17 protein-coding genes are annotated in these 17554 nt (G+C 73.9%); 13 read left to right on the forward strand and 4 right to left on the reverse strand.

From position 1 onward, the window contains the following. Positions 1-8 precede the first annotated feature (8 nt). Positions 9-2222 carry a transketolase gene (gene tkt / locus ACI797_RS09070; RefSeq protein ID WP_456858291.1) on the reverse strand — a complete coding sequence of 738 codons (2214 nt, stop codon included), beginning with the start codon at positions 2220-2222 and terminating at the stop codon, positions 9-11. A gap of 332 nt (positions 2223-2554) precedes the next feature. Here tkt and ACI797_RS09075 point away from each other — a divergent pair, with 332 nt between their 5' ends. Beyond that, positions 2555-3454 carry a heme o synthase gene (locus ACI797_RS09075; RefSeq protein WP_456858292.1) on the forward strand — a complete coding sequence of 300 codons (900 nt, stop codon included), beginning with the start codon at positions 2555-2557 and terminating at the stop codon, positions 3452-3454. A gap of 80 nt (positions 3455-3534) precedes the next feature. Then, positions 3535-4461 (forward strand): YhjD/YihY/BrkB family envelope integrity protein, encoded by a 927-nt coding sequence (locus tag ACI797_RS09080; RefSeq protein WP_456858293.1) that lies wholly within the window; start codon positions 3535-3537, stop codon positions 4459-4461. Here the strand turns inward: ACI797_RS09080 and ACI797_RS09085 are convergent. Beyond that, a complete protein-coding gene (locus ACI797_RS09085) occupies positions 4374-5315 on the reverse strand; it encodes a COX15/CtaA family protein (RefSeq protein WP_456858294.1) in 942 nt (313 codons plus the stop codon). The two genes, ACI797_RS09080 and ACI797_RS09085, sit on opposite strands and share 88 nt — an antisense overlap. Positions 5316-5887: 572 nt before the next feature. Then, positions 5888-8506, reverse strand: a complete 2619-nt coding sequence (locus ACI797_RS09090) for a SpoIIE family protein phosphatase (RefSeq protein WP_456858295.1) — start codon at positions 8504-8506, stop codon at positions 5888-5890. A 313-nt stretch (positions 8507-8819) separates the two neighbouring features. Here ACI797_RS09090 and ACI797_RS09095 point away from each other — a divergent pair, with 313 nt between their 5' ends. From ACI797_RS09095 to ACI797_RS09105, 3 genes are all read left to right on the forward strand, one after another. Continuing rightward, on the forward strand, positions 8820-8975 hold the full coding sequence (locus ACI797_RS09095) for a hypothetical protein (protein WP_456858296.1): 156 nt from the start codon (positions 8820-8822) through the stop codon (positions 8973-8975). A gap of 288 nt (positions 8976-9263) precedes the next feature. Then, complete coding sequence (locus ACI797_RS09100; protein ID WP_456858297.1) at positions 9264-9503, forward strand: hypothetical protein; 240 nt, start codon at positions 9264-9266, stop codon at positions 9501-9503. Beyond that, positions 9500-9739, forward strand: a complete 240-nt coding sequence (locus tag ACI797_RS09105) for a response regulator transcription factor (RefSeq protein ID WP_456858298.1) — start codon at positions 9500-9502, stop codon at positions 9737-9739. The genes ACI797_RS09100 and ACI797_RS09105 overlap by 4 nt, the downstream gene beginning before the upstream one ends. A 108-nt stretch (positions 9740-9847) precedes the next feature. Here the strand turns inward: ACI797_RS09105 and ACI797_RS09110 are convergent, their stop codons facing one another. Continuing rightward, complete coding sequence (locus ACI797_RS09110) at positions 9848-10132, reverse strand: STAS domain-containing protein (RefSeq protein ID WP_456858299.1); 285 nt, start codon at positions 10130-10132, stop codon at positions 9848-9850. A 525-nt stretch (positions 10133-10657) separates the two neighbouring features. On the opposite strand from ACI797_RS09110, the gene ACI797_RS09115 reads away from it, so the two are divergent. The 8 genes from ACI797_RS09115 to ACI797_RS09150 are packed head-to-tail and all read left to right on the forward strand — an operon-like array spanning position 10658 to position 17511. Further along, positions 10658-11458: a helix-turn-helix transcriptional regulator gene (locus ACI797_RS09115; protein ID WP_456858300.1), complete on the forward strand. Its 801-nt coding sequence runs from the start codon at positions 10658-10660 to the stop codon at positions 11456-11458. Next, the gene (gene sufB / locus ACI797_RS09120) at positions 11455-12894 is read left to right on the forward strand and encodes a Fe-S cluster assembly protein SufB (protein WP_456542517.1); all 1440 of its coding nucleotides are present in this window, start codon (positions 11455-11457) and stop codon (positions 12892-12894) included. Before ACI797_RS09115 ends, sufB begins: the two co-directional genes overlap by 4 nt. Beyond that, on the forward strand, positions 12894-14192 hold the full coding sequence (gene sufD, locus ACI797_RS09125) for a Fe-S cluster assembly protein SufD (RefSeq protein ID WP_456858301.1): 1299 nt from the start codon (positions 12894-12896) through the stop codon (positions 14190-14192). Before sufB ends, sufD begins: the two co-directional genes overlap by 1 nt. A gap of 1 nt (position 14193) precedes the next feature. Then, positions 14194-14547: a non-heme iron oxygenase ferredoxin subunit gene (locus ACI797_RS09130; RefSeq protein WP_456542515.1), complete on the forward strand. Its 354-nt coding sequence runs from the start codon at positions 14194-14196 to the stop codon at positions 14545-14547. Positions 14548-14560: 13 nt separating this feature from the next. Continuing rightward, positions 14561-15334, forward strand: a complete 774-nt coding sequence (gene sufC, locus ACI797_RS09135; RefSeq protein ID WP_456542514.1) for a Fe-S cluster assembly ATPase SufC — start codon at positions 14561-14563, stop codon at positions 15332-15334. Beyond that, positions 15331-16659, forward strand: a complete 1329-nt coding sequence (locus tag ACI797_RS09140; protein WP_456858302.1) for a cysteine desulfurase — start codon at positions 15331-15333, stop codon at positions 16657-16659. Before sufC ends, ACI797_RS09140 begins: the two co-directional genes overlap by 4 nt. 1 nt (position 16660) lies before the next feature. Further along, entirely contained in the window at positions 16661-17140 is a 480-nt protein-coding gene (gene sufU, locus ACI797_RS09145; RefSeq protein WP_456542512.1) for a Fe-S cluster assembly sulfur transfer protein SufU, read from the forward strand. Further along, positions 17137-17511 carry a metal-sulfur cluster assembly factor gene (locus ACI797_RS09150; RefSeq protein ID WP_456858303.1) on the forward strand — a complete coding sequence of 125 codons (375 nt, stop codon included), beginning with the start codon at positions 17137-17139 and terminating at the stop codon, positions 17509-17511. Before sufU ends, ACI797_RS09150 begins: the two co-directional genes overlap by 4 nt. Positions 17512-17554: the final 43 nt, after the last annotated feature.

The following is a 17554-nucleotide window of genomic DNA, read 5'->3' on the forward strand; positions in this document are numbered from 1 at the left end:
GGGTTCTCTCAGCGGTCGCCGGTGGGGTGGGGGAGTCCACCGGTCGCCGGCACCGGGCCGGCCGGGACGGCGGCACCGGAGCGCGCCGCCTCCATGCTCTCGCGGGCGGCCGCCACGACGGCCTCGTCGGTGAGCCCGAACTCCTCGTAGAGCACGGAGTAGGCGGCGCTGGCGCCGTAGTGGTTCAGCCCGACGATGCGGCCGGCGTCGCCGACGAACTCGCGCCAGCCCATCGGCACGCCCGCCTCGACGCTGACCCGGGCCCGGACCGACGGGGGCAGCACCTCGTCCTTGTAGGCCTGGTCCTGGTCGGCGAACCACTCCACGCACGGGACGGAGACGACGCGGGTCGGCACCCCGTCGGCCTCCAGCCGCTCGCGGGCGGCCACCGCGATCTGCACCTCCGAGCCGGTGCCCAGCAGGATCACCTCGGGCTCGCCGTTCGACGCGTCGGCCAGCACGTATGCGCCGCGGGCCACGCCCTCGGCCGAGCCGAACTCGCCGCGGTCGAACACCGGCAGGTTCTGCCGGGAGAGCAGCAGACCGGCCGGGCGGTCGTTGTGCTCGAGGATCGTCCGCCACGCGACGGCCACCTCGTTGGCGTCGGCCGGGCGGACGACGTCGAGGCCCGGGATGGCGCGCAGCGCGGCGAAGTGCTCGATCGGCTGGTGGGTCGGGCCGTCCTCGCCGAGGCCGATCGAGTCGTGGGTCCAGACGTAGATCACCGGGAGCTGCATGAGCGCGGCCAGCCGGACCGCCCCGCGCATGTAGTCGGAGAAGGTGAGGAACGTGCCGCCGTACACGCGGGTGCCGCCGTGCAGGGCGATGCCGTTCATGATCGCGCCCATCGCGTGCTCGCGGACGCCGAAGTGCAGCGTGCGGCCGTAGGGGCCGCCCGACCACATCTTGGTCTGCCGGTCGGCCGGCAGGAACGACGGTTCGCCCTTGACGGCGGTGTTGTTGCTCTCCGCCAGGTCGGCCGAGCCGCCCCACAGCTCGGGCAGCACCGGGTACAGCGCGCCGAGGACCTCGCCGGAGGCCTTGCGGGTCGCGACGCCCTTCGGGTCGGCGTCCCAGCTCGGCAGCTTCTCGGCGAAGCCCTCGGGCAGGCTGCGGGTGGTCATCCGCTCGAGCAGCGCGGCGCCCTCGGGGTTGGCCGACGTCCAGGCGTCGAAGCGCTGCTGCCACTCGGCGTGCTGCTCCCGGCCGCGGTCGACCACCCTGCGGGCGTGCTCCAGGACCTCGGACGCGACCTCGAAGGTCTGCTCGGGGTCGAAGCCGAGGAGCTCCTTGGTGGCCTTGACCTCGGCGTCGCCGAGCGCCGAGCCGTGCGCGGCGCCGGTGTTCTGCTTGTTCGGCGCGGGCCAGGCGATGATCGTCCGCAGCACGATGATCGACGGCCGGCCGGTCTCGGCCTTGGCGGCGGCGAACGCGGCGTCGACGGCGGCGAGGTCCTCGCCGTCGTCCACGTGCTGCACGTGCCAGCCGTAGGCCTCGTAGCGCTTGCCGACGTCCTCGGTGAAGGCGACGTTGGTGTCGTCCTCGATCGAGATCCGGTTGTCGTCGTAGACCAGGACGAGGTTGCCCAGCCGCTGGGTGCCGGCCAGGGACGACGCCTCGCCGCTGACGCCTTCCTCGAGGTCGCCGTCGGAGGCGAAGACCCAGATGGTGTGGTCGAACAGGCTCTCGCCCTCGGGGGTGTCGGGGTCGAACAGCCCGCGCTCGCGGCGGGCGGCCATCGCCATGCCGACGGCGTTGCCCACGCCCTGGCCGAGCGGGCCGGTCGTCGTCTCGACGCCGGGGGTGTGGTTGACCTCGGGGTGGCCGGGGGTCTTCGAGCCCCACGTGCGCAACGCCTGCAGGTCCGCCACCTCCAGGCCGTAGCCGGACAGGAAGAGCTGGATGTAGAGGGTCAGGCTGGAGTGGCCCATCGACAGGACGAACCGGTCGCGGCCGACCCAGTTCGGATCGGTCGGGTCGTGCCGGAGCCACTTCTGGAAGAGCAGGTAGGCGGTGGGCGCCATGCTCATCGCCGTGCCGGGGTGGCCGTTGCCGACCTTCTGGACGGCGTCCATGGCCAGGACGCGCACCAGGTCGATGGCGCGGCGGTCGAGCTCGCCGAACCCCTCGGGAAGGGTGGGGTCCGGCTGGCGGGGGGCGCCGGTGGGGGCGTCGGTCGCGGCTTCGGCCGGGGCCTCGGACTCGGTGCTCTGCGTTCCCATGTCGGTTCGGTGCTCCCTCGGAGTCGGGGCCTCTCGGATGGTGCGGTGGACGCCCGGGAGCCGGGTGGGCCGGGACCCCGGGCGGATGACGGTGCACGCAGCAGCGTCGGTTCGGGGCACCGTCGTCGTCGACGTAGGCCCTACCCGCTGCACGTGCAGCGTCAACGTGAGGAAACCCTAGTCATCCCGGCCCGTTCCCCGGTGGGCCGCGGGCTACAGTGGCCTCGTTCCATTCCCCGGTTCGAAGGGACCCCCGTGCTGTCTCCCCGCCCGGTGGGGCCCTGCGACCCCGCGGGCCAGGCCTCCCGGTGACGGCGGTCTCCGAGCGACCCGTGGTCGTCACGACCCGGCGTCTGTCCGCGGTGGTGCGCGCCTACGTCGCGCTGACCAAGCCGCGGATCATCGAGCTGCTGCTGGTCACGACCGTCCCGGCCATGATGATCGCCGCCCGCGGCTGGCCCTCGTGGGGCCTGCTGGCGGCCACCCTGGTCGGCGGCACGCTCGCCGCCGGCGCGGCCAACGTCTTCAACTGCTGGTACGACCGGGACATCGACCGGCTGATGCACCGCACCGAGCGGCGGCCGCTGCCCATGGGCGAGGTCAGCCCGCGCGGCGCCCTGGTGTTCGGCCTGGTGCTCACCGTCGTCTCCACGGTGCTGCTCGCCGTGACGACGACGCTGCTCGCCGCGGCGCTCGCCCTGGCCGCGATCGTCTACTACGCCGTCCTCTACACGATGGTGTTCAAGCGGCACACCCGCCGCAGCACCGAGCTGGGCGGCGTGCCCGGCGCGGCGCCGGTGCTCATCGGCTGGGCCGCGGTGACCGGCTCGCTGGACTGGCCGGCCGTGGTGTTCTTCGCCGTCGTCTTCTGCTGGCAGATGCCGCACTTCTGGGCGCTGGCCATGCGGTTCCGGGCCGACTACGCGCGCGCCGACGTCCCGATGCTGCCGGTCGTGGCCACGCCCCTGTCGGTGGGCCGGCAGACCGTCGCCTGGACCTGGCTCACCGTCGCCGTCTCGCTGCTGCTGTGGCCGGTGGCCGCCGGCTACGGGATCGGCTGGGTCTACACCGCCGCCGCGGCGGCGCTGGGCCTGTGGTTCGCCGTCGAGGCGCACCGGCTGCTCTCGCGCATCCGCCGGGGCGCCGAGCCCAGGCCGATGGCGCTGTTCCACATCTCGATCTCGTACATGGCGCTGCTGTCCGCGGCGATCATCATCGACACGCTCGTCTGAGCGGTCGTCGACCGGCGGGGCCCGGCCGTCATCCGGCCGAGACGATGCGCGCCGCGCCCGGCGGCGGTGATGCTGCGGCGGTGAGCGCCGGAGCCCTCGGCCGCGTCACCGGACGCCTGGAGCGCACCTTCCCGGGGCGCTGCCTCCGCGCGGTCGTCGACGTGCAGGGGCTCGACCGGGCGATGGCGCTGGCGGCCCAGGCGTTCACGGCGCTGATCCCGCTGCTGCTCCTGCTCTCCGCCGCGCTCCCGCTCGGCAGCCGCAACGTGGTCGCGGACGCGATCGTCGCCAAGTTCCGGCTCACCGGGGACGCGGCCGACGACGTGCAGTCGCTGTTCGCCCGCTCCGGCGAGGCCGGCGTCGGGATCCTCAGCGTCGTCCTCCTGGTGTTCTCGGGGATCTCGCTGACCCGCCGCCTGCAGAACATGTACCTGCAGGCGTGGCGGCTGGAGCCGCCGCGTGGGGTCCGGCGGGCGCTGAACGCGGCGTTCGGGCTGGGCGCCCTGCTCGTCGAGCTGTCGCTGCTCTACGCCGCCCGCCAGCTGGTCGGGGCGCTGCCGGTCCCCGGGGTGCTGAGCTGGTCGGTGGCGGCCGCGGCCAACCTCGTGCTGTGGACCTCGGTGCCCTGGCTGCTGCTCGACCGGCGCGTCCGCTGGCGCAGGCTGCTGCCGACCGGGGCGCTCGCGGGGATCGCGGTCGCCCTCTACGGCGTCGTCACGACGCTGTACATGCCCGCCCTGATGGAGCGCTACAGCCAGCGGTACGGGATCTTCGGCGTCACGCTGTCGCTCGTCGGGTGGTTCGTCGTCGTCTCCGTCATCCTCGTCGCCACCACGGCGGTCGGTGCCGAGCTGGACCGGGCGCCGGAGCCGTGGGCGCGGCGCCTCGTGGCGCGGTTCCGGGGTGAGGTCCCGACCGCTCAGCCGGAGACGGCGACCCGGGCGGGGGCGTCGAGCGGCACCTCGGACACCGGGCCGCGGATGGACCAGACCAGACGGGCGGTGTAGGCGGTGATCAGCGCGGCGCCGAGCATGTGCAGCAGCACCAGCACGATCGGCAGGTCGGTGAAGTACTGCACGTAACCGACGACGCCCTGCGCCAGCTGCACGACCAGCAGGTCACGGGCGGCGCGGCGGACCCGGCCGGGGGAGTCGGTGGCGTGCAGCGCCACGAGCAGCGCGACGGTCAGCCCGATCAGCAGGAAGACGACGTCGGCGTGCAGCTGGCTCATCAGCTCGGGGTCGAGGCCGATCCGGTCGCCGGTGGGGACGCCGTCGTCGTCGACGTCGCCGCTGTGCGGCCCGCTGCCGGTGACGAGGGTGCCGACCACCAGCACCGCGGCCGTGACGACGGCGATCCCGGCGACCAGCAGCGGCAGCGGACGGCGGACGACCAGCTGGCCGACGCCGGGCTCGCGGGAGCGCAGCCACAGCACCGTGGTGACCGCGACCAGCGCCATCGACAGCAGGAAGTGGGCGGCGACGGTCCACGGGTTGAGGCCGGTGAGCACGGTGACGCCGCCCAGCGCGGCCTGCACCGGGATGCCCAGGAAGCTCAGCACCGCCAGCCGGCGCAGGTCGGTGCGCGCCGAGCGCCAGACGACGACCAGCGTCGCGATCGCGGTGATCGTGAGGAGGCCGGTCAGGGTGCGGTTGCCGAACTCGATGACGCCGTGCCCGGCCAGCTCCTCGGTGGGCACGAAGCTCTCGCTGGTGCAGCGGGGCCAGGTGGGGCAGCCCAGGCCCGAGCCGGTGAGCCGCACGGCACCACCGGTGACCACGATCAGCACGTTGGCGACGACGTTGGCGAGGGCCACCAGCGAGATCACGGTGGGGGAGAAGGCCCGAGGGAGAACCGGCACGGATCGATGCTAGGCGGTGCCCGGGCGCCGGCCTGGTCGGCGAGGGCGTTCGTGCCCGCGCAGGAGTCTCGGTCCGAGGAGCGCCGGACGGCGGGTGCCCCGCGAGAGGTCGTCCTCACGACCGCACGGGCGGTCCGGCGCCGGGGAGGCCCGCTCCGCGCCGCCGGTGGTCCGGCTCAGGTACCGGGGCGTCATCTCGCGCCACGCCCAGGACACGCCGGCGACCCAGCCGACCGCCCAAGCCGCCGCAGCGGCGCCGACGGCCACCAGGACCCCAGCCGGCGCGGGAGCCGTGCTCGGGCCGTGGGGTGTCGCGCGCCGCGCCGCCTCACCGCACGGTCGCTCTCCGACGCCGGCGCAACCAAGCCTGCGCACGGGGCCGCAGAGGGGTTTCCCACTTCGCCGCACCGAGCAGCTCGTCGACGCCGCCGCCGACGCCGCCCTTCACGGAGCCAAGAAGGCAGGCCGCGACCGGGCCGCGGTCGGCGCCTGACCGATCCGCACTGCCGGTCGCGCCCCACGACGCCGGCCACCGGCGCAGCCGGGCATCTTCGCCGGCGGCGCGGTCCCCGTCACGTTGCCGCTGCCGCCAGGCCGGCCGGTTCCGCGGCGTCCGGTCGCCGGACGGCGACGATCGCGATGTCGTCGACGGCGCCGCCGACGTCAACCAGGTCGGCGAGCAGCCCGTCGACGAGCGCGTCCAGCGGCGCGGCGCGGCGGGCGGTGGCGGCGGTGGCGAGCCGGGCCAGGCCCGCGTCGAGGTCTTCGTCGTGGCGCTCGACGAGCCCGTCGGTGAACAGCAGCACCGTGCCGGACAGGGTGGTGGCGGCCTCACCTCGGGTCCGGCGGTCGGGCAGTCCGAGCGCGCGGCCGGCTGCCCCGTCCAGCCAGGTGGCGCCGTGGTCGTCGATGATCAGCGGCGGCGGGTGGCCGGCGCTGCTGTAGGTCAGGTGGCCGGTGGCCGGGTCGAGCAGCAGGCAGAAGACCGTCGCCAGCACGGCACCGTCGACCTCCCCGGCGAGGCCGTCGAGCAGCTCCAGCGCCCGGGCCGGACTGCGCCCGGCCAGCAGGATGCCGTGCAGCGCGCTGGACAGCCGGCCCATCGCTGCCGCGGCGGCCGCGCCGTGGTCCACCACATCGCCGACCACGACGGCGACGCGGCCCTCGTCGAGGGTCACCACGTCGTGCCAGTCCCCGCCGGCGGCCGTGCCGCGCACGGCGGGCAGGTAGCGGGTGACCACCTGCAGGCCGTCGAGCTCGGGCACCCGGGCGGGCAGCAGGCTGCGCTGCAGGGTCTCGGCCATCTCCCGGCGGACATCGGCCAGCGTGGCTCGCTCGAGGACGACGGCGAGCTGGTCGGCGATCGTCTGCAGGAAGGCCCGCTCGCCGGTGTCGAAGCGCCGCGGGCTGGTGAACGCCAGACCGAGCGCGCCGATCACCCGGTCACCGACGGTCAGCGGCAGTGCCGCCGACGCCTGGGTGTCCGCCCGCAGGTGCCGCTCGATGCCCGGATACCGCTCCACCAGCGCCGCCCGGTGGCGCAGCCACACCGGCCGGTGGGTGCGCGCGGCCTCGGGGATGGGGAACGGCGCGGTCAGCCGCATGGCGGCGTACCGCTGCAGCTGCTCGGGCGGGTAGCCGCGGGCCTCGATGGTGTGCAGCAGCCCGTCGGCACCCAGCGTGCACACCGCGGCCACCGAGGCACCCAGCGCGGCTCGTAGCCCGTCGGCGAGCGCGGCGGCGGCCTCGGCAACGGTGCCGGCCGCCGAGAGCCCGGCGGTGAGCTGGTGCAGCTGCCGTTGCCGGGCGCCGAGCTGCTCGGCGGCGACCATGCCGGCGATCCGCTGGCCGAGGTCCTCGGCGAGGGCCACGTCGTCGTCGTCGTACCGGCGGGACAGGTCGGTGGTGTAGAAGGTCACCAGCCCGACCCGCTCACCGGCGCTGTGCAGCGGGACGACCAGCTGACGGCGTGGGGTCGGGTCGGCGGCGGCCAGCCGCTCCAGCGCCGGGTCGCCGGCCAGCGCCTCCCGGAGCATCGCCTCGGACAGCGGGTCGACGGCGAACGGCCGGCCGGCGGCGATCAGCGGGCGCAGCTGCTCGGGCATCAGCACCGGTGGCATGCCGTGCACCTGGCCGGCCAGCTCGACCGGGGCGGCGGCGACCATCCGATACCGGTCGTCGGTCCCGGCCAGCCACACCACCGCCGTCTCCCCGAGCACCCCCAGGGCCAGCCCCGCAACCGCCCCCAGCCGCTGCTCGACCGGTCCGTCGGCGGCCAGCGCCCGCCCGGCTGCGGCCAACAGCGCCGCCGCCTGCTCCCGCCGCCGGGCGGCGGTCACGTCGGTGAGGACGACATGCAGGCTGCGGGCCCGGCCGTGCTCGTCCCGGGCCACGTGTCCGAGGTGCTGCAGCCACAGCCACCGCCCGTCGGCGGTGCGCGCCCGGTAGGTCAGGGAGAAGTCGACCTCGCCGTCGGCGACCGCGTGGTGCACCCGCCGCACCGCCGCCGCACGGTCATCGGGATGCAGGATCGTCTCCCACAACCTGGGCTCGGCCAGCCAGCGGGCGACCGGGTAGCCGAGCAGCTCCTGCACCCGGTCGTTGAGGAAGGTGAACCGCAGCGTGTGCGGATCCCGCTCCCACACCACCGCGTTCACCCCGGCGACCAGCGCCTCCAGCCGTGCGGTGGCCGCCTCGGCACCCCGCCGCGCCGCCTGCTCGGCGACCGCCGCGGCGCGGGCGGCCTCGGCGGCCCGCCGCTCGGTGATGTCCAGGATGCTGCCGCGCACCAGCCGCCGGTCGGCCGCCGGCAGCCGCAGCAGGGTGATCTCACACGGCACGTCGGTGCCGTCGGCCCGGGAGTGGGTCCACTCGAACCGCGGCCGCCCGCCGGCCAGCGCCTGCTCGATGTAGCCCCACGCCGCCTGGTCCGAGCGGCGGCCGTCGGGCTGGACCGGCGGGCTGACCTCCACCGGCCCGGCGCGCAGCAGACGTGCCCGCTCCATGCCGAACAGCTGCTCGGCGGCGGCGTTCACGCTCGTGAAGCAGCCGGTGTCGACGTCGACGATCACGATCGCGTCCGGGGCGTGCTCGATCAGCGCCCGGGCCTGCGTGAGCTCCTCGCTCCCGTCGCCGGCGGTGGCGACCGGGTCGGTGCGGAGCTGAGAGGACGAACCAGGGGGCAGGTTCACCTGCACACCTCCGGCCAACGCACCCAGGCCCCGCCGGTTCCAGGGCGGCCCCAGCATCCCATGAAGATCGTCTCGACGGGAGAGCCCCCGGTCCCGGCCGGCGGCGGGGGGATCACCGGTCCTCGCGGCGCGGCCGCCGCCGGGCGCGGCGTGCTGCCGCTGCGCCCCGAGGAACGCCCACCGCTATCCCACCAGTCCAGTTGACCACAGCCGGGTTGTACACCACCATTCTGACGCCGGTTCGTCCAGCCCGGGCACCGGCCACGGACGTCCGCGGGCGGGGCCCTGCCCCTGCGCCGACCGGGGGGAACTCATGCCGCCCCAGCCCAGCTCCGCCCGCACGCGTCCGGGCGGCCCGCCGACGCTGATCGTGCACCGACCGGCGCCGGAGCTGCAGCGGGCGCTGCACCGGCTGCGGCTGGACCGGCACGTGCTGATGCCCGAGCCGCCCGTGCCCCCCGCCGCCTGACCGGCGTCTCGGGACTCCGCAGTGCCGCACCGGTGGCCGGGCGCTCTGCCGCGGCCGCGCCTTCCGCCGCGGCCGGAGGCCCCTGCGACCTCCGGCCCTCGACGTCCCCCACAACGGCTCCGCCGGTCGGGACGATCGCCCCTGAGCCGCCGGATGCCGACCGGGACAGGGTGATGGCCGGGCACCGGACGCCAGCCCCCCGACCGGCCCGCGGGACCGCCCCGGGGCGACGCTCCGCCCGCGCCGGAACGGCACGGCCTACACGGCGCCCCCCACCGGAGGACCGCGATGACCGAGCCCGCCTGGGCAACCCAGCCACTGCCGCTCACGCCGCCCGACGCGCGGCTGCTCGGCCGGTGGGAGCCGGCCGCGCCGGCCGCCGGCGGCCTCGGCCTGCACCTGGTCGCCCGCCTCTGCGGCGCCCGCGGACGGACCGTCACCGCCGGCCGCAAGCACGTGTGGGCCCTGATCGATCTGCCCCGGACCGAGGCGCCCGGCCTCACGCCCCGTATGTGGAGCGGGCGGTGAACGGCCAGCCCGCGGCCGGCGTCCGGATCGCGGCCCCGGCCACGCCGCCGTTGAGCGCCCGTGAGCTGGAGGTGCTGCGGCTGCTCGACGAGGGGCGGTCGACCGCGCAGATCGCCGCCGCGCTCGCGGTCTCGACCAACACCGTCCGCGGGCACGTGCGCACGCTCCTGCGCAAGCTCGCGGCCACCGGCCGGGACGACGCGGTGCGCCGCGCACGCGAGCTCAGCCGGGTGTAGCAGTCACCGGTTCGCCCGCGACCACACCCTCGCCGTCCCGACGCGCCGTCCTCGCCACGTTCCACCACCCGCCGGCGCCCTCGATCGCCCCCTGGCGGCCGAGTCGTCCTATCGCTCCGGGGCGCCCGGGTGGTCGTGCGCCGGATCCAGCCGCGGGAACAGGCTCCCCACCCCGGACATCTTCAGCAGGCGGTCCACCGGCCGGGACGACGCGCGCAGCACCGGGCGGCGTCCGGCGGCCTCGGACTCCGTCGCGCAGCGCAGCAGCACCGCCAGTCCGGTGGAACTGATGAACGTCACCGTGCCGGCGTCGATCTGGTCGACCACCAGCGGCACCGCGCCGTAGACGGCGTAGAACTGCGCCACCGTCGTGGTGTCCACCTCGCCCCACATGCACAGCACCCGACGGCCACCTGACTCGTGCTCGATCGTGATCCAGCCAGGCGGGGAGCCGAGAAGGTCTGGTTGGGGACGCATGTCCGCCTCCGCGGCCGCCGCGGAGGCGGCGGCACCGGGAGCCTCCGGCTCGCGGCTTGGGCTCGCGGCTCCGTGACCGGTGAGGCTACGCGCCGGACACCGCGGTGACCCGCTCCGTGAGTTGCGCCGCTCGGGATCGGTGAACGCGATGGTGCCGGCGCACCCTTCCCAACCGACCCTTGGGGCGATGGACCCATGTCGGACGGGGGCGGCCCACGTCCCCACCCCCTGGCCCGCTGAGGCCGGGACGCCGCTGCGGCGGCAGGCCGCCACAGCGCACAGTCACCTTCACGGCCGCCGAGCTGACCTCGCCGCCGCGGAGCCGCCCTCAGATGCCGCCGCGCTTTCACCCTCGCGCGACGCAGACCTCACCCTCGCCGACCGCCCGCGACTTAGGACACCCTTGGTTGCGGTGTCGCCGAAATAGGACACACTCGTGTTGTGGAAACCAGCACGGCAGCTCCTGCCCGTCCGTCGGCCGGTGCCGACGACGGCCGGACGCGCCAGCGGGTGACCGCCCTCCTCCTCGAGCACGGGCCGCAGACCGCCTCGGAGCTGGCCGGCCGGCTGGGCATCTCCCCGGCCGCCGTCCGCCGGCACCTCGACGCCCTCGTGGCCGCCGGCCGGGCGGAGGAGCGGATGACCGCCGACCCGCACCGCGGGCGCGGCCGCCCCGCGCGGCGCTTCCTGCTCACCGACGCCGGTCGCCAGGCGTTCCCGCACGCCTACGACGACCTGGCCCTGACCGCGCTGCGCTACGTCGCCGAGGTCGGCGGCCCCGACGCCGTCCGCGCGGTCGCCGAGCGGCAGCTGGCCGGGCTGGAGGCGCGGGCCTCCGACGCCGTCGCCGCCGCCACCGGCGGCGGGGCCCCGGCCGACCGCGCCCAGGCCCTCGCCGCGGCCCTCACGGCCGAGGGCTACGCTGCGACGGCCTCGGCGATCCGCAGCGGCGGACAGCTCTGCCAGCACCACTGCCCGGTGGCGCACGTGGCGGCGGAGTTCCCCCAGCTGTGCGAGGCGGAGACCGCGGTGATCGGCCGGCTGGTGGGCACGCACGTGCAGCGCCTGGCCACGATCGCGCACGGCGACGGGATCTGCACCACACACATCCCGGGAGCGCCCGCGGCCGGGAACAGATCGACCTTCGCAGGCCCTATATCGAGGGAGCGGTCGGCGTACGCGCGCCTGACCACGTCCCCCAGCTCGACCCCCCAGACGCACCGGGAGAGGACGCACGCATGACCAGCACCCAGCAGCCGGTGGGCACGCCGCTGACGCAGGACGAGCAGATCGAGCAGCTCGGCCGCTACCAGTACGGCTGGGCCGACGCCGACGTCGCCGGGGCTTCCGCGCGCCGTGGCCTGGACGAGGACGTCGTCCGGGACATCTCGCGCCGCAAGGACGAGCCCGAGTGGATGCTCGAGCGCCGCCTCAAGGCCCTCAAGCTCTTCGGGCGCAAGCCCATGCCCGACTGGGGCTCGGACCTCTCCGGCATCGACTTCCAGAACATCAAGTACTTCGTGCGCTCGACCGAGGCCCAGGCGACCTCGTGGGACGAGCTGCCCGAGGACATCAAGAACACCTACGACAAGCTGGGCATCCCGGAGGCCGAGAAGCAGCGGCTGATCGCCGGTGTCGCCGCCCAGTACGAGTCCGAGGTCGTCTACCACAAGATCCGCGAGGACCTCGAGGAGCAGGGTGTCGTCTTCCTCGACACCGACACCGCGCTCAAGGAGCACGAGGACCTGTTCCGGGAGTACTTCGGTTCGGTGATCCCGTCCGGCGACAACAAGTTCGCCGCGCTGAACACCGCGGTGTGGTCCGGCGGCTCGTTCATCTACGTGCCGAAGGGCGTGCACGTCGAGATCCCGCTGCAGGCCTACTTCCGGATCAACACCGAGAACATGGGCCAGTTCGAGCGGACGCTGATCATCGTCGACGAGGGCGCCTACGTGCACTACGTCGAGGGCTGCACCGCGCCGATCTACAAGTCGGACTCGCTGCACTCCGCGGTCGTCGAGATCATCGTCAAGAAGAACGCGCGCTGCCGGTACACGACCATCCAGAACTGGTCGAACAACGTCTACAACCTGGTCACCAAGCGGGCGATCGCCCACGAGGGCGCGACCATGGAGTGGATCGACGGCAACCTCGGCTCCAAGGTCACCATGAAGTACCCGGCGGTCTGGATGACCGGCGAGCACGCCAAGGGCGAGGTGCTCTCCATCGCCTTCGCCGGCGAGGGCCAGCACCAGGACGCCGGCGCCAAGATGGTGCACGCCGCGCCGAACACCTCGTCGACGATCGTGTCGAAGTCGGTGGCCCGCGGCGGCGGCCGCACCTCCTACCGCGGCCTGGTGCAGATCGACGAGGGCGCGCACGGCTCGAAGTCGACGGTGAAGTGCGACGCGCTGCTGGTCGACACCATCAGCCGGTCGGACACCTACCCGTACGTCGACGTCCGCGAGGACGACGTCGCGATGGGGCACGAGGCGACCGTCTCCCGGGTCAGCGAGGACCAGCTCTTCTACCTGATGAGCCGCGGCCTGTCCGAGGACGAGGCGATGGCCATGGTGGTGCGCGGGTTCGTCGAGCCGATCGCCCGTGAGCTGCCCATGGAGTACGCCCTCGAGCTGAACCGCCTGATCGAGCTGCAGATGGAAGGTGCCGTCGGCTGATGCCGTCCGACAACACGACCGGTCTCACCACCGACTCGGCCACGCTGGCCGGCGAGCTGTTCGCCGAGGGCGTCGGCGCCCAGGCCGGCCCGCCGGCCACGCCGGCTCCCGGCACGGGCGCCGCACCTGGTGCGCACTCGCACGGCGGCCCGGCACCCACCGGCTCCCCGGCCGAGCGGTTCACCTCGACCGACCCCGAGGCGTTCGGCCGGCCCACCGGCCGCGAGGAGGACTGGCGCTTCACGCCGATGCGCCGGGTCCGCCCGCTGCTCGACGGCGCGCCCTCCGACGCGCACCTAGCCTGGGACACCGACCTGCCCGAGGGTGTCGAGCTGACCAGCGTCGAGGCCGACGACCCGCTGCTCAAGGGCCTGCCCGAGCCGACCGACTACCTGGCCGCGCTCACCCGGCAGCGCTCCGGCGGCGCCGCCGTCGTCCGGGTCCGCCCCGAGGCGCAGCTCGACCGGCCGGCCACCGTCCGGCTGTCGGGGACCGGCGCCGCCGACGTCGTCTGGGGCCAGCTCGTCGTCGAGGTCGGCGCCTTCGCCTCGGCCATGATCGTGCTCGACCACGGCGGCGCGGCGCGGTACTCCGGCGGCGTCGCCGTCCTGGTCGGCGACGGCGCGCAGGTGACCCTCGTGTCCGTGCAGGACTGGGCGCCGGGTGCGCTGCACGCCGGCCAGTTCGACGCCGTCGTCGGCCGCGACGCGACCTTCACCCAGGTCGTGGTCACCCTCGGCGGCGACCTGGTCCGCCTGGTCAGCAACGTGCAGTACGCCGGCCCCGGCGGGACGGCGGAGCTGTTCGGCGTCTACTTCTCCGACGAGACGCAGCACCAGGAGCACCGGCTCTGGGTCGACCACGCCGTGCCCAACTGCACCAGCAACGTGCTCTACAAGGGCGCGCTGCAGGGCGAGGGCGCCCGCACCGTGTGGATCGGCGACGTCCGGATCCGCCCGCAGGCCACCGGCACCGACACCTACGAGCTCAACCGCAACCTGGTGCTCACCGACGGCGCCCGTGCCGACTCGGTGCCGAACCTGGAGATCGAGACCGGCGAGATCGTCGGCGCCGGCCACGCCAGCGCCACCGGCCGGTTCGACGACGAGCAGCTGTTCTACCTCTGCTCGCGGGGCATCGACGCCGAGACCGCGCGCCGCCTCGTCGTCCGCGGCTTCTTCGCCGACGTCGTCCAGCGCATCGGCGTCCCCGAGCTGCAGGACCGTCTGATGGCCTCCATCGAGACGCGCCTCGGCGCGCTGCCGGACCTCGACGAGCAGCCGGTCGAGGTGGCCTGACATGGCGTTCGAGCGGGTCTGCGCGCTGTCCGACGTGGCCGAGCCCGGCGCCCTGCGCGTCGAGCTCGACGACGTCGACATCGCCGTCGTCCGCTTCGAGGGCGGGGTCTACGCCGTCGAGGACATGTGCTCGCACGCCGAGGTGCCGCTGTCCGAGGGCGACGTCGAGGAGTTCAAGGGCGCCCCGACCATCGAGTGCTGGCTGCACGGGTCGTGCTTCGACCTGCGCACCGGCGAGCCCACCAACCTCCCGGCCACCGAGCCGGTGTCCGTCTACCCGGTCCGCGTGGAGGGCGAGGACGTGTACGTCGACACCGAGTCCGACGGCGCCCTCCCCGTCGCGGCCAACAGCTGAGGAGCACGACAGAGTGTCCGTCCTGGAGATCCGCGACCTGCACGTCAGCGTGGGGGAGGGGGACGACGCCAAGGAGATCCTCCGCGGCGTCGACCTCACCGTCCGCTCCGGTGAGACCCACGCGATCATGGGCCCCAACGGGTCCGGCAAGTCGACCCTGGCCTACTCGATCGCCGGCCACCCGAAGTACACGATCACCCGCGGCTCGGTGACCCTCGACGGCGAGGACGTCCTGGCCATGAGCGTCGACGAGCGCGCCCGCGCCGGCCTGTTCCTCGCCATGCAGTACCCGGTCGAGGTCCCCGGCGTCTCGGTGTCGAACTTCCTGCGCACCGCCGCCACCGCCGTCCAGGGCGAGGCGCCGAAGCTGCGCACCTGGGTCAAGGACGTCAAGACCGAGATGGCCGGCCTGGAGATGGACCCGGCGTTCGCCGAGCGCAACGTCAACGAGGGCTTCTCCGGCGGTGAGAAGAAGCGCCACGAGATCCTGCAGATGCGGCTGCTCAAGCCGCGCATCGCGATCCTCGACGAGACCGACTCCGGCCTCGACGTCGACGCGCTGCGGGTCGTCTCCGAGGGCGTGAACAAGAGCCGCGAGGACAGCGACGTCGGCGTCCTGCTGATCACGCACTACACGCGCATCCTGCGCTACATCAAGCCCGACTTCGTGCACGTCTTCGTCGCCGGCCGGATCGCCGAGGAGGGCGGCCCGGAGCTGGCCGACAAGCTCGAGAACGAGGGCTACGCCGCGTACGTGGCCGACTCGAAGGAGACCGCGAAGGCATGACCCAGACCGTCTCGCGTCCCGCCGGGGCGCAGCAGGCGCCCCTGCCTCTGGACGTCGAGGCGATCCGGGCGGGCTTCCCGATCCTGTCGCGCACCGTGCGGAACGGGAAGAAGCTGGTCTACCTCGACTCCGGGGCGACCGCGCAGAAGCCGCGCGCCGTCCTCGACGCCGAGCGCGACTTCTACGAGAACCACAACGCCGCCGTGCACCGCGGCGCGCACCAGCTGGCCGAGGAGGCGACCGACCTCTACGAGGAGGCCCGCCGCAAGATCGCCCGGTTCATCGGCGCCGCCGACGAGCGCGAGGTCGTGTTCACCCGCAACACGACCGAGTCGATCAACCTGGTCGCCTACGCCCTCTCCAACGCCGCCACGGCCAAGGAGGAGGAGTTCCGCACCTACGCAGTCGGCCAGGGCGACGAGATCGTCGTGACCGAGATGGAGCACCACGGCAACCTGGTGCCCTGGCAGCAGCTCTGCGAGCGGACCGGCGCGACCCTGCGCTGGCTCGGCCTCACCGACGACGGCCGGCTGGACCTCTCCGACCTGGAGACGGTGGTCAACGAGCGCACCAGGCTCGTCGCGGTCACCCACCAGTCGAACATCCTCGGGACGATCAACCCGCTGGAGCCGATCATCGCGCGGGCGCACGCCGTCGGTGCGCTGGTGCTGGTCGACGGCGCGCAGTCGGTGCCGCACCAGCCGGTCGACGTGGCCGCGCTGGGCGCGGACTTCCTCGCCTTCTCCGGCCACAAGATGCTGGGCCCGTCGGGCATCGGCGTGCTATGGGGCCGCTACGACGTCCTCGACGAGCTGCCGCCGTTCCTCACCGGCGGGTCGATGATCGAGGTCGTGCGGATGGAGCGCAGCACCTTCGCCGCGCCGCCGCAGCGCTTCGAGGCCGGGGTCCCGATGACCGCGCAGGTCATCGGCCTGGGCGCGGCGGTCGACTACCTGTCCGCGCTCGGCATGGACAAGGTGGAGGAGCACGAGAAGGTGCTCACCGGCTACGCGCTGGCGAAGCTGGCCGAGATCCCCGGCGTCACGGTGATCGGCCCGCCCGACACCGTCGCCCGCGGCGGGGCGGTCAGCTTCACCGTCGAGGGAATCCACCCGCACGACGTGGGCCAGGTGCTCGACGACCTGGGCATCGCCGTCCGGGTGGGGCACCACTGCGCCTGGCCGGTGGTCCGGCGCTACGGCGTCCCGGCGACGACCCGGGCGACGTTCTACGTGCACACCGGCTACGACGACATCGACGCGCTCGCCGACGGCGTGCGGGAAGCCCAGCGCTTCTTCGGCGTTGCACCCTCCCAGGAGGGCTGACATGCAGCTGCAGTCGATGTACCAGGAGATCATCCTGGACCACTACCGCAACCCGCACGGCCGCGGGCTGCGCGAGCCGTTCGACGCCGAGGTGCACCACGTGAACCCGACGTGCGGTGACGAGGTCACCCTGCGGGTGAAGCTGGACGGCGACACCATCGCCGACGTCTCCTACGAGGGGATGGGCTGCTCGATCAGCCAGGCGTCGGTGTCGGCGATGTACGACCTGGTGGTCGGCCGGACGGTGCCCGAGGCGCTGGAGACCGGAGAGCACTTCATGACGCTGATGCAGAGCAAGGGCGACGCCGCGGTGGCCGAGAAGCTCGAGGACGAACTCGAGGACGCCGTCGCGTTCGCCGGTGTGTCGAAGTACCCGGCGCGGATCAAGTGCGCGCTGATGAGCTGGATGGCGTTGAAGGACGCGTCCGCGCGCGCTCTGTCGGTTGCCCACCCCGCCACCCCGGACGGAGGTTCCAAGTGAGCGAGACGATCGACAACGACACCCCGGCCGAGCTGCCGCCGTACAAGTCGGCACTGCTCGAGGACGTCGAGGAGGCCATGCGCGACGTCGTCGACCCCGAGCTGGGCGTCAACGTCGTCGACCTCGGCCTGGTCTACGGCATCGACGTCGACGACGACAACGTCGCCGTCCTCGACATGACGCTGACCTCGGCGGCCTGCCCGCTGACCGACGTCATCGAGGACCAGGCCCGGCAGGCGCTGACCGGCGGCCCCGGCCCCGGCCTGGTCGACGACGTGAAGATCAACTGGGTGTGGATGCCGCCGTGGGGTCCGGACAAGATCACCGACGACGGCCGCGAGCAGCTGCGGGCGCTGGGGTTCCGGGTCTGAGCCTCGGGGACCTGCTGGGCCGCCTCGCGCTGTCGGCCTTCCC

The sequence above is a fragment of the Geodermatophilus sp. SYSU D00691 genome (assembly GCF_054050275.1).